Origin of the sequence: Clostridium lamae (assembly GCF_033043255.1) — a bacterium.
Taxonomy (GTDB): Bacteria; Bacillota; Clostridia; order Clostridiales; family Clostridiaceae; genus Clostridium; species Clostridium lamae.
Map to the genome: position 1 here is coordinate 1 of NZ_JASCQJ010000024.1, position 24,098 is coordinate 24,098.

Annotated in this window: 24 protein-coding genes and 1 riboswitch; of the genes, 5 read left to right on the forward strand and 19 right to left on the reverse strand. The window is 28.4% G+C overall.

Annotated elements, in window-relative coordinates; genetic code table 11:
- The 8 genes from QK892_RS11855 to QK892_RS11890 form a co-directional block, all read right to left on the reverse strand.
- Positions 1 to 401: hypothetical protein (locus tag QK892_RS11855; RefSeq protein ID WP_317273751.1), on the reverse strand; the 401-nt coding region annotated here is incomplete at its 3' end.
- 219 nt (positions 402 to 620) lie between these two features.
- A complete protein-coding gene (locus QK892_RS11860; protein WP_317273752.1) occupies positions 621 to 1,286 on the reverse strand; it encodes a deoxynucleoside kinase in 666 nt (221 codons plus the stop codon).
- Between the two features lie 223 nt (positions 1,287 to 1,509).
- A complete protein-coding gene (locus QK892_RS11865) occupies positions 1,510 to 2,232 on the reverse strand; it encodes an ABC transporter ATP-binding protein (RefSeq protein WP_317273753.1) in 723 nt (240 codons plus the stop codon).
- Complete coding sequence (locus QK892_RS11870) at positions 2,213 to 3,217, reverse strand: ABC transporter substrate-binding protein (RefSeq protein WP_317273754.1); 1,005 nt, start codon at positions 3,215 to 3,217, stop codon at positions 2,213 to 2,215. The genes QK892_RS11865 and QK892_RS11870 overlap by 20 nt, the downstream gene beginning before the upstream one ends.
- 15 nt (positions 3,218 to 3,232) lie before the next feature.
- On the reverse strand, positions 3,233 to 4,018 hold the full coding sequence (locus tag QK892_RS11875; protein WP_317273755.1) for an ABC transporter permease: 786 nt from the start codon (positions 4,016 to 4,018) through the stop codon (positions 3,233 to 3,235).
- Positions 3,990 to 4,280, reverse strand: a complete 291-nt coding sequence (locus QK892_RS11880; RefSeq protein ID WP_317273756.1) for a thiamine-binding protein — start codon at positions 4,278 to 4,280, stop codon at positions 3,990 to 3,992. Before QK892_RS11880 ends, QK892_RS11875 begins: the two co-directional genes overlap by 29 nt.
- Before the next feature lie 122 nt (positions 4,281 to 4,402).
- Positions 4,403 to 4,510, reverse strand: a riboswitch (TPP riboswitch).
- Positions 4,511 to 4,559: 49 nt separating this feature from the next.
- Entirely contained in the window at positions 4,560 to 5,324 is a 765-nt protein-coding gene (locus tag QK892_RS11885; RefSeq protein WP_317273757.1) for a TatD family hydrolase, read from the reverse strand.
- Between the two features lie 66 nt (positions 5,325 to 5,390).
- Positions 5,391 to 6,251: a metallophosphoesterase gene (locus tag QK892_RS11890; RefSeq protein ID WP_317273758.1), complete on the reverse strand. Its 861-nt coding sequence runs from the start codon at positions 6,249 to 6,251 to the stop codon at positions 5,391 to 5,393.
- A gap of 196 nt (positions 6,252 to 6,447) precedes the next feature.
- Here QK892_RS11890 and QK892_RS11895 point away from each other — a divergent pair, with 196 nt between their 5' ends.
- The 4 genes from QK892_RS11895 to QK892_RS11910 all read left to right on the forward strand — a co-directional run bounded on the left by QK892_RS11895 (position 6,448) and on the right by QK892_RS11910 (position 10,612).
- The gene (locus QK892_RS11895; protein ID WP_317273759.1) at positions 6,448 to 7,116 is read left to right on the forward strand and encodes a response regulator transcription factor; all 669 of its coding nucleotides are present in this window, start codon (positions 6,448 to 6,450) and stop codon (positions 7,114 to 7,116) included.
- A 237-nt stretch (positions 7,117 to 7,353) separates the two neighbouring features.
- A complete protein-coding gene (locus QK892_RS11900) occupies positions 7,354 to 7,770 on the forward strand; it encodes a hypothetical protein (RefSeq protein ID WP_317273760.1) in 417 nt (138 codons plus the stop codon).
- A 60-nt stretch (positions 7,771 to 7,830) separates the two neighbouring features.
- On the forward strand, positions 7,831 to 8,598 hold the full coding sequence (locus QK892_RS11905; protein WP_317273761.1) for an ABC transporter ATP-binding protein: 768 nt from the start codon (positions 7,831 to 7,833) through the stop codon (positions 8,596 to 8,598).
- The gene (locus QK892_RS11910; RefSeq protein WP_317273762.1) at positions 8,588 to 10,612 is read left to right on the forward strand and encodes an ABC transporter permease; all 2,025 of its coding nucleotides are present in this window, start codon (positions 8,588 to 8,590) and stop codon (positions 10,610 to 10,612) included. The genes QK892_RS11905 and QK892_RS11910 overlap by 11 nt, the downstream gene beginning before the upstream one ends.
- 89 nt (positions 10,613 to 10,701) lie before the next feature.
- Here QK892_RS11910 and QK892_RS11915 read toward each other — a convergent pair whose 3' ends face one another.
- From QK892_RS11915 to QK892_RS11935, 5 genes are all read right to left on the reverse strand, one after another.
- Complete coding sequence (locus QK892_RS11915; protein WP_317273763.1) at positions 10,702 to 11,514, reverse strand: alpha/beta fold hydrolase; 813 nt, start codon at positions 11,512 to 11,514, stop codon at positions 10,702 to 10,704.
- Between the two features lie 121 nt (positions 11,515 to 11,635).
- A complete protein-coding gene (locus QK892_RS11920) occupies positions 11,636 to 13,039 on the reverse strand; it encodes an APC family permease (protein WP_317273764.1) in 1,404 nt (467 codons plus the stop codon).
- A gap of 258 nt (positions 13,040 to 13,297) precedes the next feature.
- Positions 13,298 to 15,085: an ABC transporter ATP-binding protein gene (locus QK892_RS11925; RefSeq protein ID WP_317273765.1), complete on the reverse strand. Its 1,788-nt coding sequence runs from the start codon at positions 15,083 to 15,085 to the stop codon at positions 13,298 to 13,300.
- A complete protein-coding gene (locus tag QK892_RS11930) occupies positions 15,086 to 16,822 on the reverse strand; it encodes an ABC transporter ATP-binding protein (protein ID WP_317273766.1) in 1,737 nt (578 codons plus the stop codon). It lies immediately after the preceding gene.
- Between the two features lie 469 nt (positions 16,823 to 17,291).
- On the reverse strand, positions 17,292 to 17,786 hold the full coding sequence (locus tag QK892_RS11935) for a deoxycytidylate deaminase (RefSeq protein WP_317273767.1): 495 nt from the start codon (positions 17,784 to 17,786) through the stop codon (positions 17,292 to 17,294).
- A gap of 198 nt (positions 17,787 to 17,984) precedes the next feature.
- Here QK892_RS11935 and QK892_RS11940 point away from each other — a divergent pair, with 198 nt between their 5' ends.
- Positions 17,985 to 18,749: a biotin--[acetyl-CoA-carboxylase] ligase gene (locus tag QK892_RS11940; protein WP_317273768.1), complete on the forward strand. Its 765-nt coding sequence runs from the start codon at positions 17,985 to 17,987 to the stop codon at positions 18,747 to 18,749.
- A 156-nt stretch (positions 18,750 to 18,905) separates the two neighbouring features.
- Here the strand turns inward: QK892_RS11940 and QK892_RS11945 are convergent, their stop codons facing one another.
- From QK892_RS11945 to fabF, 6 genes are read right to left on the reverse strand one after another with little or no spacing between them, the layout of a single operon-like run.
- A complete protein-coding gene (locus QK892_RS11945; protein ID WP_317273769.1) occupies positions 18,906 to 19,697 on the reverse strand; it encodes an acetyl-CoA carboxylase carboxyltransferase subunit alpha in 792 nt (263 codons plus the stop codon).
- 2 nt (positions 19,698 to 19,699) lie between these two features.
- Positions 19,700 to 20,557 (reverse strand): acetyl-CoA carboxylase, carboxyltransferase subunit beta, encoded by an 858-nt coding sequence (gene accD / locus QK892_RS11950; RefSeq protein ID WP_317273770.1) that lies wholly within the window; start codon positions 20,555 to 20,557, stop codon positions 19,700 to 19,702.
- Positions 20,558 to 20,568: 11 nt separating this feature from the next.
- The gene (locus QK892_RS11955; protein ID WP_317273771.1) at positions 20,569 to 21,912 is read right to left on the reverse strand and encodes an acetyl-CoA carboxylase biotin carboxylase subunit; all 1,344 of its coding nucleotides are present in this window, start codon (positions 21,910 to 21,912) and stop codon (positions 20,569 to 20,571) included.
- A 16-nt stretch (positions 21,913 to 21,928) separates the two neighbouring features.
- Positions 21,929 to 22,345: a 3-hydroxyacyl-ACP dehydratase FabZ gene (gene fabZ, locus QK892_RS11960; RefSeq protein ID WP_317273772.1), complete on the reverse strand. Its 417-nt coding sequence runs from the start codon at positions 22,343 to 22,345 to the stop codon at positions 21,929 to 21,931.
- Between the two features lie 9 nt (positions 22,346 to 22,354).
- Positions 22,355 to 22,846: an acetyl-CoA carboxylase biotin carboxyl carrier protein gene (accB, locus tag QK892_RS11965; RefSeq protein ID WP_317273773.1), complete on the reverse strand. Its 492-nt coding sequence runs from the start codon at positions 22,844 to 22,846 to the stop codon at positions 22,355 to 22,357.
- A 1-nt stretch (position 22,847) separates the two neighbouring features.
- Complete coding sequence (fabF, locus tag QK892_RS11970; RefSeq protein WP_317273774.1) at positions 22,848 to 24,089, reverse strand: beta-ketoacyl-ACP synthase II; 1,242 nt, start codon at positions 24,087 to 24,089, stop codon at positions 22,848 to 22,850.
- Positions 24,090 to 24,098 lie beyond the last annotated feature (9 nt).

Sequence of the window (24,098 nt, forward strand, 5' to 3'; positions counted from 1 at the left end):
CAATTTAAAATAGAAATTATAATAGGTACAACAGTACTAAAATTCTCAAATCCATATAATGGTCCAAAACAAATTATTATGAATGGTATAATTAGTGAACCATAAATATCTAATTTTACTATAATTATAAATAATATTATTACTATAAAATCAAATATCCAAAATCCTAAAAATATCTTTAATAACTTCTTACTCTTAATTTTATATGCAAAAAATATAATTAAAAACCAGATTAATAAATAAGCTAGTGATACTACTATATTTTTAAGCTTTACTGGTCCTCCCATTAAAAGTTCATTAAAATTTAAGCATATAGAAATAACTATATTCAATATCCCTACAATAAGAATTCCCACTTTTTTAATCCTTAGTTCCAAATTTCTATTAAGATCACCTTCCAAAATATCTCCTTTCATTGACTTTATAATTTTCTTCTTTAAACTAAAGTTGATAAATACGGATACTTTAAAATCCTATATAAATATTTTACAATTTATATCTTACAAAAAAATTATTATATTACTTAAATTTTTCTAACAAACTTCATATATCTGACATTATTTATTAGTATATAAAAATAGAGCAACTAATTTGTTGCTCTATTTCTATATAACATACTATTATGCAATTTCTTCTACTTTTCTTACTTTTTTCAATTTTTCTTCAACTAATTCTATAAGTTTATATTTATCAGCTTCATTATTTACAACATCCATCTTATCCATATCTATAATCAATACTTCAGATGCTTTATAACAATTATGAACCCAATCATCATAATCCTTCCATAAGAAGTTATAATATTCTTTTAGACTTTCATCTACTTCAAAATCTCTACCTCTCAAAGCTATTCTATTTAGAACTGTTTCAAAAGACCCCTTTAAATAAACCATAACATCAGGTGCTTTCTTTGGAAGTTCTTCCAATTCTTCTAACATGTTATGTAAAAGATCTTCATAAATCTTCATTTCTAATTCATTTATTCTACCAAGCTCCATGTTTTTCTTAGCAAAATACCAATCTTCATATATTGATCTATCTAAAACATTATTATTATTTACTAATGCTTCCTTTATGCTTTTGAATCTTGTGTTTAGAAAATATAGTTGTAATAAAAATGGATATCTTCTCTTTTGAATTTCATCTTCACTCTCGCTATAGAATAAAGGCAATATAGGATTATCATCTACACTTTCATAAAATACATCTGAATTAAAATGATTTCCTAGAATTTCAGCAACTGAACTTTTCCCAAGTCCAATCATACCTCCAACAACTATCAACATGCTTCACCTATCCTTTACTTTTTGTCTTTCTCTATATTACATAATAAATAAATCACTTTCAAGTCTTGACATTTATGATTTATACTATATATGGCCATAAATAATAAAATAATACTATATATTGTATAATTGTCATAATATTTTAAATTTATAAATTAAAAAAGAAACTACATAATCGTTATAATTAATAACTATGTAGCTTCTTATTTCTTTACAGTTTAATCTACATTAAACTTAATATTTCTTTTTTAATATTTATAAATTCTTTGCTAGTCACAATTTTTTCATTTCTATCTTTAGGTAAATTAACTTCAATTTCTCCTTTAATCACAGCAGGCTTCTCAGATATAATATAAATTCTATTAGAAAGTAATATAGCTTCATCTATATCATGAGTTATAAATAAAATGGTAGAGTTCATTTCTTTAGTAAGTTCTAAAAGCCAGTTTTGCATCTTTCTTCTTGTTATAGAATCTAATGCTCCAAAAGGCTCATCTAAAAGCATAATATCACTAGATGTTAAATATGTTTTTAAGAAATTAGCCCTTTGCTTCATCCCCCCTGATAATTGCGAAGGATATTTATATTCAAAACCACTTAGTCCAAACTCATCTATATGTTTTTTAACATCTTCTCTTGCATCCTTCTTAGCAATACCCTTAAATATAAGTGGAATACCTATATTATCTATTACCTTTTTCCAAGGAACCATCATATCCTTTTGATACATATAGCTTATATTACCGTTTATTTTAACCTCACCATTATCACTATTTATAATATTAGTTAATATATTAAATATAGTACTTTTCCCACTACCTGATGGCCCTAGTATTGAAACTAACTCCCCTTCATTCACTTCAATATTAATATCTTTTAATATCTTCATGTTATCAAAGGATTTAGAAATATTTTTTAGTAAAATCTTATTTTGATAAGAATTCATTTGTATAAGCCTCACTTGCTTTCATTTCCGTATTAATTAATTTATTCTCATACAAGAAGTTAGTATAGTTATCCCATACACTATCCTTCATTTCTCCCCAAACTTCAGTATCTTCCATATATTTATCTGCTAAATACTTTTGACTTTCTATTGCTAATTCTTCACTTATTTCTGGTACTTTACTTACTAATAGTTTAGCAGACTCTTCTGGATTTGCTATTGCATCTTTATATCCTTTTGTAGTAGCTTCCATAAATTTTTTTGCTAAATCTTTTTTATTATTAACTGTATCCTCAGTAGTAGCAATAATTGGTGTATAGTAATCTAAAGCTGGGTCTAAATCTCTAACTGGAATATAATTTATATCAAACCCTCTAAGCTTAGCTTCAATATTAGTCCATGCCTCAAATGTCCATTCAAAGTCTAAATTGTTTTTAGTTGCTATAAAGAAATCTTCTGTACCTACATCAACCATTTTTAGCTTACTAAAGTCTGCTCCATTTTTCTCCATAACAGCTTTTAGTATAGCCGCTTCTGATGGGCCTCCCCATCCACCATAAACTTTATTTTCAAAGTCCTTTACAGTTTCTATTCCTTTTTCTTTAGGTGATGCAAAGCCTGATGTGTTATGTTGTATTATAGCCGCTACTGCCATAACAGGTAATGGGCTATCTGATGTTCTTGCATAAGTTAAATCTTCTTGATAGCTAACTGCAAAATCACCCTTTCCAGCTGCTAATAATTGTAGAGATGATCCTTCTGCTGGTTGTATTATTTCAACATCTAAGCCTAACTCTTTATAATATCCTTTTTCTTGTGCCACATAAAATCCTGTATGATTTGTATTTGGTGTCCAATCTAATATTAGAGTAACTTTTTGTAAATCTTCATTTTCACTAGTTCCCTTATTATTACTACATCCTGCAAATAAAGTTAATGTTGCTACAGATGCTAATACCACTGATAATATTTTCTTTTTTAACATTATTTCCGCCTCCAATTAATTTGTTTCTCTTATACCATTCACTTTTTTACTATTCCAAGGAGTAAATATCTTTTCCAAAATTGAAACTAAAATAAATATAGCCATACTAATAATGACTATTATAACAATTGCTGCAAACATCTTATCTAAAGCATACGCACTTCTTGCTCTAGTCATATATACACCAAGGCCCTTATCTCCTCCAAGCCACTCTCCAATTACAGCACCCATTATGCTATAAGTTGCTGCAATTCTCATACCTGAAAAGAAATTTATCATTCCATAAGGTAGCTTTAAATGTATAAATATATTCAACTTAGATGCACCCATTAATTTAAAATGATTTATTAAATCCTTATCTACGCCTTCTAATCCGTCAACTATACTTATTACTATTGGGAAAAAGCAAACAATAACAACTACTATTATCTTAGGTAAATAACCAAACCCAAACCATATAATGAATAGTGGGGCTAAGGCAATAGTTGGTATAGTTTGTGATATAACTAAAACTGGATAAAGAGCTCTTTTTAAAAGTGGTACCATATCCATAATTATAGCTAGTATTATAGAAAGTACTATAGCAATTAAGAATCCTATAAAACCCTCATATAATGTAGCCAATATATGCGGTATCATCACCTTAAAATCACTAACTAAAACTTTAATTACATCTGTTGGAGATGGCATTATATATTTTTCTATTCCACCAACTCTAACTACCAATTCCCATAAGCTTAATAGAATTATAATAAATATTATAGGTGCTAGTTTATTTCCTATATTTTTTGATTTTTTCATCCATAGTCACGCCTTCTTTTTTATAGTCTATTTTAACCATAGAACATACTCTTGATGCACCCTCTTCTGTGCATATCTCTTGAGCCCTCTTCACTATCTCTAGTAAAGCATCTAGTTCTCCTTCCATTGTGGTTTCCATTGCTCCAACTTCATACTTTACTCCTGTAGAAGCAATATATTCGATAACCTTGTCCACTACAGGGTAAAGTTTATCTTCACTAACTGTTGGTATTACTTGAAGACTTACATTACAAAGTGCCATAAAATATCCTCCTTTATTTTATATTAACTTTAATAATTTTTCTTAAATCTGATAGAGTGTATATTAAAAATAAAAAGCAGCATTCTTAGATAAGAACGCTGCTCAATAGCTTAATTTGTGGTTGAAAACAACACTAATCTCCCTACGTTGGCATTATCCAAATCAGGTTCATGGGTCAAAATTGTATCAATTTTATCTCAGACAGTTCACTGCCCCCCCAGATAAATTATTAAGTTTATATATACATTTTATTCATCTTGGTTATAAATGTCAAGTTAGTCAATAATTATTATCATCTATATTTTCTTTAATTCTTAATAATCTTTTTAAATTTTCTTCAACAGTGCTTAATAAATCTTTAATATTAATATTTTTATATTTTGCTACCTTTTCATAAACATTTTTTATTTCTCCTGGATATCCATATTCTCCATTCACCCATTCTAATGCAGTCGGTCCATCCGTCTCTAAAAGTAATTTATCCATTGGTATCTTACTCAATACCTCATAAGTCTTTTCTGAGTATCCTATATCCACACTAATAGTAAAATAACATCCAAGGTCAATAAATTTTTGTAAAGTACTTATATCTCCACTATACCAATGAATTATTGCTCTATTATAATTATATTTTTTAAGTGCTTCATATACCTCTTCTTCTGCATCCTTAGTATGAAGGCTTACTACTTTATTTCTCTTTATACTTTCCTCTAAAATAAAGTAAAATACCTTTCTTTGAGGTTCGAAGGTAGTCTTATCCTCTACCCAAAGATAATCTAACCCTATTTCCCCTATAAATTCACTTTCTTCAATATAGGGAATAAGTTCCTGTAAATCTCCTTTATATTCTGCTGCCTTCCATGGATGGATTCCAAAGCAAGGTTTTATAAATATACTCTTCTTGCTATATTCTTTATTTTTCATATAGCTTTCTATATCTATACTATTTGCAAGAGTAAGAATTTTATTATCATTAACATTTCTTATCGCTTCTTCAATATTATCTTCAAAAAAATCTAAATGTGTATGACAGTCTATATACATATGCCCTCCTTATTTATAAAAATCAAACCTCAAATAAGTATTTTCTAATATGCATTTTTTGTATTCTTATTTTGAAACTTTTAACGTAACAGATATAATTTCTGGCCTATTAAATATCCTGATTGGAAATAAACTATTCCCAAGTCCTCTACTAACAAACATCGTAGTTTGATTACTGTTATAGCTCCCTTCTGAGTATTTAGGAAAAAATCCTTGATTTGGCGCTATAATACCTCCTAGAAATGGAATTCTAATTTGCCCACCATGAGCATGTCCAGAAAAAACTATATTAATGTTATTTTTAGAATATAAATCAAATAATTCTGGTCTATGGGAAAGTAAAATCTTAAAACCTTCAACTCTTGACCAATTTTTTAAATTCTCTTCCATTTTACTTGTATCAGTTTCATCTAAATAACTAGTAGTAATAAAAGCAGGATCAGATAAGCCCAAGATATTAATAATACTATTATTTCTCTTAACTTCTATCATTTCATCATCAATAATATGAGCGCCCGCTTCGATTAGTTTTTCTTTTACTTCAGAATATTTACCAGACCAAGCCTCATGATTACCTGAAACATAATAAATCGGTGCAATTTTTATCGCTTTATCTACGAAATACATAGCATTTTCTATATTATATTTCCGTCTGTCCACTATATCTCCTGTTATTACAATAATATCTGGTGATAAACTTTCAACTTTTTCTAATAACTTATCTTGTTCTTTTCCAAAGACTTTATTATGTAAATCAGAAATTTGAACAATCTTGAAGCTATCAAAGCCTTTCGGAACTTTAGGGCTTGAGTAATTAAAACTAGAAATTACAATACTATTATTTTGCCATATAGAAAATATATAGAATGCCCCTACAAATAAAACTAGCATTACTAATATCTTCATTCCTCTTTTTCTCGACTTCATATTAATACCTCTTAATATATTTAATAGTTTATACATTAATATATATTTTACCATTTATATTTTCATTTTTCCTATATTTATATTCTTTAATGTATTTAAAGTAATTTTATTGATATCTTAATTTACTTTTTGCAGTTATACATATAATAAACTATAATATTGTAAACTGATAGATTTTTATAAAGGAAGTGATTCTATGTCAAAGATAATTATTATTGAGGATACTGAAACCATAAGGGAAGAATTAAAAATCTTTTTAACAAGGTATGGCTATAATGTTCTTGCGCCGTCTAATTTTGAAAATATTGTGGATTACATACTAAAAGAAGATCCTGATTTATTACTTTTAGATATAAATCTCCCTATATTTGATGGATATCACATATGCAGAGAAATAAGAAAAAGTTCAAATATGCCAATTATAGTGGTAACAAGCAGAAATAGTGAAATGGATGAGCTTATGAGTATGAATTTAGGCTCTGATGATTTTATTACAAAACCTTATAATACAGAAATTCTTTTAGCAAGGATTGCTTCGATTTTAAGAAGAGCCAGTGGATACTCTCCTCAAGATATCATGGTTTACTATGATTTAAAGCTTAATTTATCAAATAGTACAATTACTTACAAGGATAATACAGTAGAACTAACAAAAAATGAGCTTAGGATACTTTCCTGTATGATTAAAAACAAAGGGAAAATAGTTTCTAGAGATGATCTTATGGATTATATGTGGAACTCGGATATTTTTGTAGATGATAATAATTTATCTGTTAATGTCACGAGACTAAGAAAGAAACTAGATGAAGTGGGTATGAAAGAAAACATAGAAACTAAGCGTGGCCTTGGGTATATATTACCCTAATTTTAAAAGTTTATTTGATATGTATTTTTTATTCACTTTCATTACTTCATAATTTATTAAGTTAATATTACTTCACTTAAAATAATGAATTCATAGCTATGAATTCATTATTTTTTAATTTAATTATCTTTCAAAAATGTAACATTAATGAAATATAAACTAATATGTACTTATTATTATTACTAGTAAAATGATACTCATAAAGAACAAATCAATTAATGCTTGGAGGAAATTTTTATGAAAAAATTTATAATACCTATTTTACTAGTAATTTTAATATGGACTGGATTGAACTCTACTTATAATTATTTCTTTGGTCCTAAAATTTTAGAAATTACACTAACTAAATCTATAGATGAAAAAGGGAAGGCTACTGAATCAGCTGATACTTTTACTTCTAAGGATAAAATTTATCTTTCCGCAAAGGGAAAGAAATTTGCTATAAAAGAAGCAACTGTTGTTTGGTACAAGGGGGAAGTAGCAACAAAGAATAGATTTAAGGTAGAAGAAAATATAGAAAAAAATAAATCTGGATACTTTACTGCTGAATTCTCAGTTCCTGAAGGTCTTGAAGAAGGTAACTATGGAGTAGCAATCTTTAATGGGGATAACGATATTATAGAAAAAGAATTAGAGTTTGAAATAAAAAATTAAGTACTTACCCATTATTCTAATTAATAAATCTCTTTATGAGGAAATATAGGAGGAATTGTAATGAAAAATATATTACATGTAGAAAAAATTGAAAAATATTATGGTAATAAAGGCAATATAACAAAAGCTATAGATAATATAAGCTTTACTGTAGATAAGGGAGAATTTGTTGGTATAATGGGTCCTTCTGGTAGTGGTAAAACTACCCTATTAAATTGTATTTCAACTATTGATAATGTAACAACAGGTAATATTATTATAAATAATAAGGATATTACTAAACTTAGACCTAAATCTCTAGAAAAATTCAGACGCGATGAGTTAGGCTTTATATTTCAGGATTTTAATCTGTTAGATACTCTTACTGCTTATGAAAATATAGCTTTAGCTCTAACAATACAAGATAGAAAGGTTACTGAAATAGATAGCCTTATTAAAAAGGTAGCAGAAAAACTTGAGATATTAGATGTTCTAACTAAATATCCTTTTCAAATGTCAGGAGGTCAAAAGCAAAGAGTAGCTTCTGCTAGAGCTCTAGTTACTGAACCAGCACTTATACTAGCTGATGAGCCTACTGGAGCATTAGACTCCAAATCCTCAAGTCTTCTATTGGATTCCTTTGAAAAGTTAAATAAAGAATTCCAAGCTACTATACTAATGGTTACTCATGATGCTTTTACAGCAAGCTATGCCCATAGAATTCTATTTATTAAGGATGGTAAGATATTTAATGAACTTCTTCGTGGAAATGACTCTAGAAAAGAATTTTTCAATAAAATAATAGAAATTGTAACTTTACTTGGAGGTGATGCCAACGATGTTTTCTAAAATAGCAAGAAATAATGTAAAAAGGAGCTTCAAAGATTATTCTATATATTTTCTTACTCTAACCTTTGCAGTATGTATTTTTTATAGCTTTAATTCTATTGAATCTCAAAAGTCACTACTTGATATAAATAATAGTACAGAAGAATATATGGTAATGCTAAACAAACTAATAGCTGGAGCCTCTATATTTGTATCCTTTATTCTAGGAGGTCTTATAGTTTATGCTAATAACTTTCTTATAAAAAAACGTAAAAAAGAACTAGGTATATATATGACATTAGGTATGCCTAAGAAGAAAATTTCTAGAATCCTAATTCTAGAAACCTTTTTTATTGGAGTATTATCCTTAGTTGTTGGAATTCTCTTAGGAATTATAATTTCCCAAGGATTATCAGTTATTATAGCTAAATTATTATCAGTTAATATGAATACCTATAAATTTATTATATCAATAAGTTCAATAGCTAAATCTTCATTATATTTTGGAGTAATATTTATTTTAGTAATGATATTTAATCAAGTTACTATTTCTAAATATAAACTTATAGACATGCTTAATGCAGCAAAGAAAAATGAAGAAATAAGAATTAATAATCCCATTATTTCAATAATTTTATTTATTTTATCCCTAGCATCACTTATATCAGCATATATTCTAATAATAAAAATTGGGTTATCTGTTGATGATTATCGTTTTATGCTTTCAATTGTCTTGGGCTTTATTGGAACTATACTATGGTTTTTTAGTCTCTCAAGTTTCTTAATTCAAATTATACAAAAGAATAAACAAATATATTTAAAAAAATTAAATATATTTGTTTTAAGACAAATTAATAATAAAATAACAACTAACTTTATATCTATGACTACTATATGTCTTATGCTTTTCTTAACTATAACACTTTTATTTAGTATGTTTAGCTATAAGAGTACATTTGATACATCCTTAAAAGGTAATACTTACTTTGATAGCTCTGCAAAGCTTCATGTTGATACTGATGTCCAAGAAATTAATGATATGGAAGAGCTTTTAAATAGTATAAACTTTAACTTTGATCCTTCTGAAAAATATGTTTTTTTCAACCAATACAAGCTTGATATTTATCTAAGCCAATTACTAAATGATTATTTAACTAAAAAAGAGATAGATGAAATGAAGTATTCTTATTCAGATCATAATATATCAGCAGTAAAAGTATCTGAATATAATTCCATAAATAAACTTTTAGATAAAGCTCCTATAGATTTAAAAGATAATGAAATTTTAATTGTGTCAAACTATGATGAGTTTAACAAAGCCTTCAATAAATTTATTAAAAATGAGAACTCTGTAGTCATTGATAATAATACTTATATTATTAAAAATGAAAGTTTAATTAAAGATAATATATCTAGTGTGTTTCAAGAATTACAATTCCTTTATTTCATAGTACCTGATAACTTTGAAGGAAAATTAACGCTATCACACTCAAATGTTAATGTAATATTTGATAAAAGTACTTCTGCAGAATCAGAAGAAAAATTTTCAAAATTCTATGTTGATATCTTAGAAAATAGAAATCCTGATGGTTCAACTGCTTTAGTTCTTGGAAACACATTGGACCAGTTATATTCCATGGTGTATGGTGCATCTACAATGGTAGTATTCTTAGGTATGTATTTAGGGATAGTATTTTTAATATCTAGTGCTGCAGTGTTAGCATTACAGCAATTATCAGAAGCAAGTGATAGTCTTAGTAGATATAATTCTCTTAAGAAAATAGGTGTTACTGAAAAAATGATAAATAAATCAATATTAAAACAAACCTTAATTTATTTTATGGCACCTTTATCACTGGCGGTTATACATTCAATAGTTGCTATGAAAGTAGTAAATGAAGTCTTTTCTACTTATAATAAAAATTTATTTAGTAACTCTTCTATAATAATAGCCTTAGCTCTTATTATAATATATGGTGGATATTTCTATACAACTTATATTAGCTTTAAAAATATAGTTAAAAATAGTAATTAGTATTTTAAATTTATGAATAATAAGTTAGACTCCTAAATATCTTAGGAGTCTTTTCTCTTTAAATAAAATAATTCTATCTTATAATTTTTTTAATCTTCTATAAACCTCACAAGCTCTTCATTAAATTTATCTCGCTCATCATAAAATGATGCATGTCCACTAAATTCAAATGGTATAAGTTTTGAATCTTTAATAATTTGATTTTGTATTTCACCTAACTCAAATGGAACAACTTTATCATGAATGCCATGAATTATTAAAGTAGGGGTATTTATCCTCTCTAAATCTGAAAATAGAACTTCATCCATCCAAGTATTAGCAATAGCTGCAGTTGCCCATCCAGCTGCCTGTAATCCTAATTGAAAGAACCAGTCAGAAAATGGCTTGCTTATACTCTGAAAGAAAAATATATCCCCAAAATCTCTTAACATTTTAGGACGATCAGTATATGTTCCCTGAATAATTTTAACTACCTCTTCTTTTTCTAAACCATATGGGAAATTGCGACGTTTAATAAGACTAGGCGCTGCTGCTGCAAAAAGAGCTAGTTTAGATACTCCATATCCTTTATGTCGACTCATATATCGTATAGCTATAGCTCCTCCTGTTGAATGTCCTGCCAATATAAAATCTTGTAATTTTAATGCATCAACTACACATCTAACATCGTCTGCTAATCGATCATAATCGTAACCCTCATAAGGCTTACTTGAATCACCAAATCCTCTTGTATCTATTCCGATACATCTATATCCCATTCTAGGAAGCTTATCAAATTGATATTCAAATAGTTTATGACTTCCAGGCCACCCATGTAAGAACAAGATTGTCTTATTCCCGTATGGATTAAGGTCCTCTACATAAATTGTTACATCTGGTTCTACTCTAACGTAATATCCCACAGAAATACCTCCATTAATAAAATTTTATTATTAATAGACTATTCTGAGGTACACAAATATATGATTTTAGAAAAGCTGTTTAAGCAATTTATTAAATTACTTAAACAGCTTTTTCACTATATTATAAATTTGTTCTTCTTGCTATATATGGCAATATTAATCCTAATGCAATTAATATAAATGGCGTTATAACATTTAATACTAATTGGAATATATCTTCTGAATACATTCCACCTATACAAGCAAATGCTGTAAATGCAAAGCACCATGCTCCTAAAACTATTCCCAAAGTTCTGTTTTTAACAAAATAGTATTCTCTTTGGAATTTGTCTCCAACTTTCTTTAAAGCTATATAGGCAACAAATACCCATAAATATCTTAACGGCATACACACTGCATTTAACTTTACTAACCATCTAACTAATTCATCAACACTTCCAATTCCTAATGCAGGAACTATAATTAATATAGAAACTATAATAAATATTAATTTGAATCCATTAGTATATGCACCATTTTTATTTTTTACAAATAGTTTTTCCGGAATAAATCTTCTATCACCACTATCAAGTAACATACGTAATGGAGCATCAATTGAAATTATTAATACAGCAAATTGCCCAATCATATTAGTAATTGCATAAGCAATAACAAATAAATTTCCTACTCTGTAATACTCACCTAACTTTTGGAATGCATAATATGCTCCATTTGTCATTAAGTCTTTCGGAATATTATTTGAATCAAACATCATTCCTAATGAAATTGTTCCAAGTATTGCTGTAACTGAAATCATAACAGCTAATGCAATCATTCCCTTAGAAAACCCTCTTGCTGGATCTTTCATTTGATTTACATATGGAGATATTTTTTCACATCCACCAACTGCAAAAACTAATATTGATATACTTGTAAAGAATGATGCATCAAACTTAGGTATAAATGTACTTAATGACCAATCAATTTCATTTAGTTGAACATTTGTAATAGCTGGAGCTGCTATCATTAATAATATAAATAAAATAGACATCACGAACATAGATGTTCCAGCTAAAGAAGATAATTTCTTTAATGGATTTAACCCCTTAGATGCAATGTACATAGCAATTACAAAAACAATTAAACAACTTATTTGTAGTAACACTGTATTCATACTACTAACTCTGCTATCCTGGAAAATAGCCCAGCTTGTTGCAATCATAAAGCTATTAGGTTTTTGTGAAAGGTATGGCATATGAACAATCCAATATGTCCAACCTGCATAATATGCAAGCTTAGGTCCTATAGTTTCTCCAACCCAAGAACTAACACCACCTCCATGATTCTTAAATGCTGATCCTAATTCTCCAACCATCAATGCATATGGTATAAAATATATTGCAAAAATAATTAACCAAGCTGTAACTGCTTGTAATCCATTATATTCAGAAAAACCGTTGATTACATTACCAAATCCCCAGACACCTGAAAAAGCCATTAATGCAAGACTATACCACATGATTTTTTTTCTTTCGTTTTCCATCATAATTTTAACCTCGCTTAAATAAATTATAAAACTACAAATATGATATTATCATATTTTGTAGTTTTTTTTAATTATTTTTATATATTTATTTTTTATTTACCTTATTCATGATAAATGACTTCAAAATCCTCAAAGGTTTCAATATTTGCTAGACTATAAAAGGGAATGCCAAAGCATCCCCTTAATTTCTGGTTATATTACTTATTTGAGTATTTATAATGAATTTTTCAAAGTATTAAACAATATAATTAATTATTTTTAAGCACCCTCACTTAAGAATCTATATTGAGCCATATAAAGCTCGTAATAACTTCCTTTTAACTTTAATAGTTCTTCATGACTTCCAGCCTCTTGAATTCTTCCATCATTTATAACCATTATCTTATCACAATCACGAATTGTAGATAATCTATGGGCTACAACAAAGGAAGTTCTTCCATGAAGTAGTTTTTCAATTCCTTCTTGTACTAGTTTTTCAGTTTGAGTGTCAATATTTGAAGTAGCTTCATCTAGAATTAATATTCTTGGATTGGAAAGTAAAGCTCTTGCAAAGGAAACTAATTGTCTTTGTCCTAAAGATAATCTTGATCCTCTTTCATTAACTTCTGTTTCATACCCATTCTCTAAATTCATAATAAATTTATGGGCATTAACTGCCTTAGCTGCTGCAATAACTTCTTCATCTGTAGCATCTAATTTTCCATATCTTATATTTTCCATAATTGTTGATGAAAATAAGAAGGTATCTTGAAGCATTATTCCCATTTGACTTCTTAAGGATTCTAAATTAACCTTCTTTATATCCTTACCATCAATCAAAACTTCACCCTTAGTTGGATCATAGAATCTACTTATTAATGAAACAATAGTGCTTTTCCCAGCACCCGTTGCTCCAACTAAAGCAATCTTTTCTCCTTTATTAACCTTAAAGCTAACATTACTAAGTACTTCAACATCTTTGTCATATGCAAAATGAACATTTTTAAATTCAACTATACCATTAATTTTCCCCATATCTTTTGCACCTTTTAAATTCTTAATTATTGGTTTTATATCCAAAATATCAAAAATTCTATCTGCTGCTGAAAAGTTAGTAATTAAATTATTATAAAATGAAGTAAGATTCATTATAGGTCTCCAGAACATTCCTACATACATTGTAAAAGCAATTAATGTCCCTATTTTTATTTCTCCACTCATAACTAGTTTATATCCAATAAAAAACACAACAACATTTCCAATTCCCCAAGATAATTCAACTATAGGCCAAAAAAAGTCATTTATTTTTACAGCTGAAATAAAGGTATTACTTTGTTCCTTAACCATCTCTTTAAAGTTTTTTTCTGTTTCCTTTTCTTTTGCAAAGCCTTTTACTACCTTGATTCCTGAAAAATCTTCATGAGTAAAACCATTTAAGTTTGATCTCTTATTTCTATAAATCTCCCATCTTCTTCTTGATATGATCTCAATTGCAAACATGGCTCCAGTTAAAATTGGTAGAAGTACTAAACAAGCTAATGCAAGTTTTACATTAAGGATAAACATTATTATAGTTACACAAATAAGGTTTAAAATTTGTGGAATAAAGGATTGAATACTTTGAGAAAATAAATTCTTCAAAGAGTTAACATCTCCAACTACCCTTGCAAGAATTTTCCCTACTGGTCTTCCATCAAAGAAATCAAAAGATAAATATTGAATGTGTTTATATAATTCATGTCTTATATTAACCAAGATGTTATTTGTTACTGAGGTTATCATTGTCCATCTAACTTTTGATAAAATCCATGAAATTATATTTATTACAACTAAAACTATTCCAATATAAATTAATCCATTAACATTCTTATTTACAACATAATCATCAATTGCAATTCCTAATAAAAAAGGATTTACAATACCTGCTAACATAACCAAAATCATAAGGATAGAAACAATAACGGCTTGAAATTTATAAGGCTTTAAATACTTTAGAAGCTTTATAACTATCTCTGTTTTACTACGTCTTATAACTTCTTCGTCTTTTCTAATTGCATTTTTCTCCATCTATATAACCTCCTCTTCTAAAAGGTTAAAGTCTTTGAATTGATTGCAATAAATATCAAAGTATTTTCCCTTAACCTCTAATAATTCTTCATGAGTGCCCATCTCTTTTATTTCACCATCTTCTAAATAAAGAATAAGGTCTGCATTTTTAACAGCAGAAATTCTATGAGCTATAATGAAGGTTGTACTTGTGTTTTTTCTTTCTGATAAATTCTTTAAAAGACTATATTCAGTTTCCATATCTAAAGCTGAAGTTGAATCATCTAATATCAATATCTTAGATTTTCTAACTAATGCTCTAGTAATAGAAAGTCTTTGCTTTTGCCCCCCTGAAAGTCCCATACCTCTTTCACCAATTTCAGTATTTAATCCTTCTTCTAATTCATCTATAAATTCTAAGGCACAAGCAAGTCTTGCTGCTTCTCTAACTTCCTCTATAGTAGCACTATCATTACTAAACTTTATATTATTTAATATTGTATCAGAGAAAAGGAAGGTATCTTGTGGAACTATGGACATATTTTCTCTTAAGAATTTTAAATTATAGTCATTAATATTAACCTCATCTATTTCAATACTTCCATCTGTTGCATTGTAATACTTACCAATTAAATTAATTAAAGTAGATTTTCCTGATCCTGTTGTTCCCATAATAGCAACTGTACTACCTGCTTTAATATCTAAATTAATATTCTTCAATACATATTCATCTTTATATTTGAAGCTAACATTATTAAATTTTATTCTACCCTTAACTTCATTACTTTCATAAGAACCTTCTTTATTTAAACTTTCTGGTTCCTTGTCCATAATTTCAAATATCTTCTTAGCTGAAGCTGTATTTCTTGAAAGTAAGTCAAGTAATTCTCCAAGCATTCTCATTGGCCAAATAAGATTCCAAATGTAACCACTAAAAGCTACTAAAACTCCAATAGTTATATTTTCATTCATAACTAAGTAACCACCAAAAACTATCATTACAACTAAAGAAATATTAGTTAAAAATTCAATTGGTGGGAAGTAATCTCCAATTATCTTACCTTGAACCATACTTAAATCATAAAACTTCCTATTCATTTTTAAGAACTTACTAATTTCATGTTTTTCTCTTGAAAATGCCTTAACTAATCTAACTCCAGCAATGTTTTCTTGAGCTGTAGTTGTTATTTTAGCCGTTTGATCACTTAAATCTTCATAAGCTTTTCCAAACTTTTTTTCAAGTTTAATACCAATAAATCCAATAGGAATCATAATTACAAAGCAAGCCAAAGCAAGTTTTGCATTTAACATAAATAAAATAATTGTTGAAACAACAAAGTAAATTATATTTTCAATAAAAAGTCTAAGTCCAAATCCAAGAGTTTGCCAAATATTTTCAACATCTTCCCCAATTCTAGACATAAGCTCTCCAGTATTCATATCATCAAAATACTTAAACTCTAATTTTTGAATATGATTAAAAAGATCTTTCTTTATATCTTCGTGAACTTCAACTCCTAAAAGATCATAAAGATATTCTTTTCCATATCCAAGAATAGATTTTAATAAAGTAATAATAAGAAGGCCTATTAATATTTTTTTGATTAAGCTATAGTTTCCTTCTCCAATCCCATTATCAATGAATAATTGTTGTAAATAAGGTGATATTAAATCAATTCCTATTACTGAAATCATTGAAAATGTTCCAAAAAATAATAAAGCTTTATGTTTTGAAACATATTTTAGTACTCTAGTCATTTAAATTCCCCCTTTTGCTTAAGAATATTATTGCAAATTTTTTAATTAATTTTTAAACATCTCCATCATCCTTCCAAAAATAAAAAGGCCATGGAACACCATAGCCTTCTAACTTGCCTAATTTAGATAAACAAAAAAAGCCATGGTTAATAACCCTGACCTAAATTACTTTTCTATAAATTTATTCTTTAAAACAAAATAATACATTTAAAGTAAAGCTGTATAAATTTTACAATATAAATTTACACTTTGAGATAGGATTATTAATTTTATTTTTAATTTTATTATTTTTATATGGTCTTGTACTTATAATAATATTTGACATCTTTCCTACCTCCTTTTTTCTTTATTTTCTAGTCTTTTCCATTCTATTCCTTTAAATGGTATTTGTCAATATTTTTATAATTTATTTTTATAATTATCCCATAATATATAGACTAAAAGGAAGCATTACGCTTCCGTAATATATTTATATTTTATTTATATCAAAAGATATTTCTATTCTCTTATTTTTAGGTTCTAGCTCAGTCATCTTAACGCCAGCTGCACTCAACATTCTCTTTGATGCTTTAACAATATCTGTATCAGAATACTTATCTGATATATATACGACTTCTTTAATTCCTGATTGAATTATTGCTTTTGCACATTCATTACATGGAAATAAAGCAACATATATCTTTGAACCTACTAAATTACTTCCTCTACTATTTAATATAGCATTTAATTCAGCATGAACTACATAAGGATATTTTGTTTCAAGCATATTCCCTTCTCTATCCCATGGAAATTCATCATCTGAACACCCTCTTGGTAATCCATTATAGCCTTGACTTAATATTTTGTTATCATTATCCACTATACATGCACCAACTTGAGTACTTGGGTCTTTACTCCTCATCCCTGCTAAAATAGCAACCCCCATAAAATATTCATCCCAAGATATGTAATCACTTCTTTTCACTTAAAATGCCCCCTTATTGCAATTTGAATACTATATTTAAATTGGTTATTTAGTCTATATTATACCTTATATATAATATAATTTAAATCCTTTTACATCATAGACAACATTTACCACTAAGGTTAAAATATCTATAAGATACTTTATTTATTATGTTAAATACATATTCAAATATTTAGAGATGGCGGTAATATAACTATGCACAAAAAATTAATAGATACTTATAAGGATATAAATTTTATATTTCTAGATACTGTAAACTCTACTAATACATATTGTAAAGAAATATATGAAAAAGGATTTACTAAAGACACTATAGTAATAAGTGATACACAACTTGATGGAAAAGGAACAAAGGGTAGAAAATGGAATTCCCCTAAAGGAAAAGGTCTATGGTTTTCACTCCTATTAAAGCCTCATATAGAATTGAAAGATATAAACTTCTTAACAATACTAACATCTACTGCTTTACATAATACCTTTTTAGACTTTGGAATCGATACTAAAATAAAATGGCCAAATGATATTTATCTAAATTCAAAAAAATTATCCGGTATCCTTACAGAATCAAAAATTTCTGATAATAAAATTGAATACTTAATTATAGGAATAGGTATTAACGTCAATTTAGAATTAACTGATTTTAATTATGAACTAAAAAATATAGCTACTTCATTATTAATTACAACAGGAACGCTTTTTAACAGAGAAGATATATTAATTAAATTCTTAGATAATTTTTACGAACAGTATAATGAACTACTAAACGGAAACAAAAATAATATTTTAACAATATATAAAAATAACTCCCTTATACTAAATAAAGAAGTTAGTCTAGAATATAAAAATTCTACAAGAAAAGTAACACCAATAGATATATTAGAAGATGGATCGCTATTAGTCAGAAACCTAAATAGAGAGGTAGAAAAAATAGTTTCTGGAGAAATATCCTTAAGATTATAATATCATTTTGATGCGACTTGGAGTTTACGACGGAACAAGCAAATCTGAAACTCCGAACTTTGAGGAGTTTCTTCCTTCAGTTTTAAAGGGGAAAAATATCATTTTGATGCGACTTGGAGCCTGCGACGGAGCACTCAAAATGATATTTTCCCCTTATTAAAATTTTCTAAACCTTTGATATCTTTCTTCTAAAAGTATATTTTTAGGTTTGTTAAGTAAAATCTTAAATTCTTTAATTAATTCATCCTTTATAGAGTTTGCAACTAAATCTAAATTCTTATGAGCCCCACCATTTGGCTCCTTTATTATTTTTTCAATTACACCTCTATCTAAAAGTTCATATGATGTGATTCCCATAACTTCTGAAACTTCTTTTGATTTAGATGGATCTTTTAATAAAATGGATGCAAACCCTTCTGGTGATAAAATTGAATATACTGAGTTTTCAAGCATCCATACTCTATCTCCACATGCTAATGCAAGAGCTCCTCCACTTCCACCTTCACCGATTATTATAGATATTATAGGAACTTTTATTTGTGATATTTCTATTAAATTCCTAGCAATTGCTTCCCCTTGACCTCTTTCTTCTGCTCCAACACCACAATATGCTCCAGAAGTGTTTATAAAACAAACTATTGGTCTATTAAACTTTTCTGCTTGTTTCATCAGCCTTAATGCCTTTCTATATCCCTCTGGATGAGGAGCACCAAAATTTCTTTCAATATTTTCTTTTAAGTCTTTTCCCTTTTGAATACCAACTATAGTAATTGGTCTACCATTTAAGAGACCTATTCCCCCTACTATGGATTTATCATCATGAAAAATTCTATCACCATGTAATTCAAAAAAATTTGTGAATATTTTATCTATATAGTCTAGTGCAGTAGGTCTTTCTATCATTCTAGAAATTAATAGTCTGTCATATGCTTTAATAGTATTCTTCACCCCTACACCTCCTTACTTCTATGAAAACTTAGAAGAGATGAAAGTGCCATTTTCATATTTTCCCTTTTTACAATATTATCTATAAATCCATTTTCTAATAAAAATTCAGTGCTTTGGAAATTTTCCGGCAATTTTTCTTTTATAGTTCCTTCAATAACTCTTCTTCCTGCAAATCCAACTAAAGCTTTTGGCTCTGCTAATATTATATCTCCAAGCATTGCAAAGCTAGCTGTAACTCCACCAGTTGTTGGATCTGTTAAAACTGTAATATAAAGCAATCCTGCTTCACTATGCTTTGCTAATGCATTACTAATTTTCGCCATCTGCATAAGGGATAATATTCCTTCTTGCATTCTTGCACCACCTGAAGCAGTAAATATAATAATGGGTAGTCTTCTCTTTGTAGCTTCTTCCACAGCAAAAGTGATTTTTTCGCCCACTACAGTTCCCATACTCCCCATTAAAAAATTCGAATCCATTACTGCAATAATAGTTTTATTCCCGGTAATTTCACATATCCCTGTTATTACAGCCTCATTAATACCACTTTTTTCTTCATCTCTAATTAATTTTTCTTCATAGTTTGGAAAATTCATTGGATTTTTAGACTTCATAAATTTATTAAACTCTTTAAAACTACCTTTATCGCAAACTTGCTTGATTCTTTCATAACTACCAATTCTAAAATGATAATTGCAATTAGTACAAACATTATAATTTTCTTCTAAAGATTTTTTATATAAAATCTTGCCACAATCATTACATTTTATCCAAGTTCCATCTGGAACTACAGGTATATCCTTTTCTTCTAATTGTGTTATGTTTATAACTCCATATTGTCTTTTTTTAAAAATACCCATATTTTCACCAACTATAAATTATATTCTTTGCTTATGAAACTAGTATCGTAATTTCCTAAGCGAAATTTTTCATTATTTAATATATCTATTTGAAATTCAATATTATTGTCAATTCCTTCTATTACAAATTCATCTAAAGCTCTAAGCATCTTGTTTATAGCCTCTTCCCTATCCTTACCATAAGCTATTAACTTTGCTATCATCGAATCGTAGGTAGGAGGTATATTATACCCTGTAAAAACAGCTGTATCCACTCTTATTCCATTTCCACCTGGTAAATTTAAAAACTCTATCCTTCCTGGAGAAGGTATAAATCCTTTGCTTGGATTTTCGGCATTTATTCTACATTCAATAGCATGCCCTTTAATTTCAATATCTTCTTGAGAAAAACTTAATCTTTCTCCATTAGCAATCTTTATTTGTTCTTTTACTATATCTGTAGATGTAACCATTTCTGTTATAGGATGTTCTACTTGTATTCTAGTATTCATCTCCATAAAATAGAAATGTCTATGCTTATCTACTAAAAATTCTATAGTACCTGCATTAACATAATTTACTGCTTTAGCAGCATTAATAGCTGCTTTTCCCATTTGTATTCTAAGTTCATCACTTAAAATCGTAGATGGAGCTTCTTCCAATACTTTTTGATTTCTTCTTTGAACAGTACAATCTCTTTCTCCTAAGTGAACTATATTGCCATACTCATCTCCTAAAATTTGAAATTCAATATGTCTAGGATTCTCAATAAATTTCTCTATATATATTGTATCGTCACCAAAGTTTATCTTAGCTTCAGTTTTTGCAGTATTATAAGCATTTTCTAAATCATTTTCTTGATGAACAATTCTTATCCCTTTACCGCCTCCACCTAAAGCAGCCTTTATCATAACTGGATATCCTATTTTTTCAGCTTCGAAATATGCATCCTCTAAGCTTTTAACTATTCCTTTACTTCCTGGAATTATAGGAACATCTGCATTTTTCATAATTTCTCTTGCCCTAGACTTATCCCCCATTATCCCAATGGTCCTACTGCTAGGTCCAATAAATTTAATATTACATTCTTCACATATCGCTGCAAACTCGCTATTTTCAGATAAGAATCCAAAGCCAGGGTGAATGGCATTACACTTAGTTATTACTGCAGCACTTATAATATTACTTTCATTTAAGTATGAGTCCTTAGATTTAGATTTTCCAACACAAATAGCTTCATCCGCCAACTGTGCATGCATAGCATCTTTATCGGCCTCTGAGTAAATAGCTACTGTTTCTATTCCAAGTTCTTTACAAGCCCTTATTATTCTTACTGCTATTTCTCCTCTGTTAGCTATTAATACCTTTCTAATCATAAAAACACCTCTTTTATTAACCAACCATAAAGGTTAGATCTGCCTCGCAGGCCTTTTTGTCATCTACATAAGCTATTCCTTTACCTATACCTGCTGCCCCTCTAATTTTAGTGAGTTCTACTTCTAATCTTAATGTATCTCCTGGTACAACCTTTTTTCTAAATTTAGCATTATTTATTCCACCAAAATATGCTATTTTCCCTTTAAACTCTTCTCTTGTAAGTAAAGCCACAGCACCTGCTTGAGCCAAAGCTTCTATAATCAAGACTCCTGGCATTACTGGTTCTATTGGAAAATGACCTTGAAAGAATTGTTCATTCATAGTGACATTTTTTATAGCAACTATTTTATTATCTTGTAAATAATCTACTCTATCTATTAATAAAAATGGATATCTATGTGGTATTATTTCCATTATTTCTTTTATATCCAAAGATTTCACCTACTTTATCTTAAATAATTCCATGCCGAATTCTACAATATCGTCATCACTTCTTAAAACTTCAACTACTTCACCATCAAATTCAGAAGTTATTTCATTCATGATCTTCATAGCCTCTACTATACAAAGAACATCTCCTTTTTTGACATGATCTCCTTTATTAACATAGGCCTTTCCTCCAGGAGTTCCAGAGGAATAATAAGTTCCTACTAATGGAGATTTAACTACATTATATGAAGAGTCACTAGTATCAATATTAGTTTCATCATTATTTACTTCTTCTGTCCTATTAACTACATTATTATTTATTTTTAATGGAACAATTTGTTTTGGGTCTTCGTTTAATTTATCACTATCTTTTATATTAGTATTTAAGTTTTCTTCGTTTTTACTTAACTTTAATTTAAATTCTTGATTTTCCAATTCAAAGACTCTAAGAGAGGATGAGTCTATTGATTTAATTAATTCTTTAATTTGCTCATAAGTTAACATCTTATTTACCTCTCCATTTTTTAAATATTACCGTTCCATTATGACCACCAAAGCCTAATGAATTAGACATAGCATACTCTATTTCTTCTTTCTTACCTTCATTTACTACTAGATTTAGATCGCACTCTTCATCAGGATTTAAGTAATTTATATTTGCTGGTATAAAACCATCCTCTAATGCCTTAATTGAAATTATAGCTTCAACTGCCCCTGCTGCTCCAAGTAAATGACCAGTCATTGATTTAGTTGAACTTACATATACATTTTTTGCTGCTTCTGCAAAAGCATTTTTAATTGCTAATGTCTCTACCTTATCATTTATTTCTGTTGAAGTACCATGTGCATTTACATATCCAATATCATTAGGAGATATATTAGCATCTCTTATTGCATCTCTCATAGCTCTATATGCTCCATCACCATCTAATCTTGGTGATGTAATATGATAAGCATCACATGTAGTTCCATATCCAACTACTTCCCCATAAATTTTAGCACCTCTACTTAAAGCACTATCTAAATCTTCTAATATAAGTGCACCTGCACCTTCACCCATTACAAAACCACTTCTATCTTTATCAAAAGGAATAGATGCTCTATTAGCATCTTCACTTGTACTAAGGGCAGTCATAGATTGAAACCCTGAAATTCCAAACCTACATATTGAAGCCTCTGTCCCTCCAACTATAGCTCTGTCTAAATATCCATCTTTTATACTTCTATAAGCTTCTCCAATACAATGTGTTGATGATGCACATGCAGTAGTAATACTTAGACAAGTTCCTTGTACACCTAATTCTATAGCAATTGCACCAGCCGCCATATTTGAAATTATAGATGGAATCGCTAATGGCGATACCCTGCTAGGTCCCCTATTAATTAAATTTGTCATCTGATTTTCTATAGTTATAAGTCCACCAATCCCTGAACCAAATACAACTCCAAATCTTTCTCTATCAACAGAATCTAAATCTATATTGCTATCCTTTATACATTCCTTTGCAGCTATTAAAGCAAGTTGTATATATCTGTCTAATCTTCTTGCATCTTTTTTTCCTATGATTTCTTCTGCATTTAACTCTTTAATTTCAGCTGCTACTTTTACTTTATAATCTGTTGTATCAAAACAAGTAATTTTATCTATGCCATTTTTTCCTTCCTTTACAGAATTCCAAAAGCTCTCTACAGAATTACCAATAGGAGTTATAGCTCCTAATCCTGTAACTACTACTCTTCTTCTCATAATAATTCT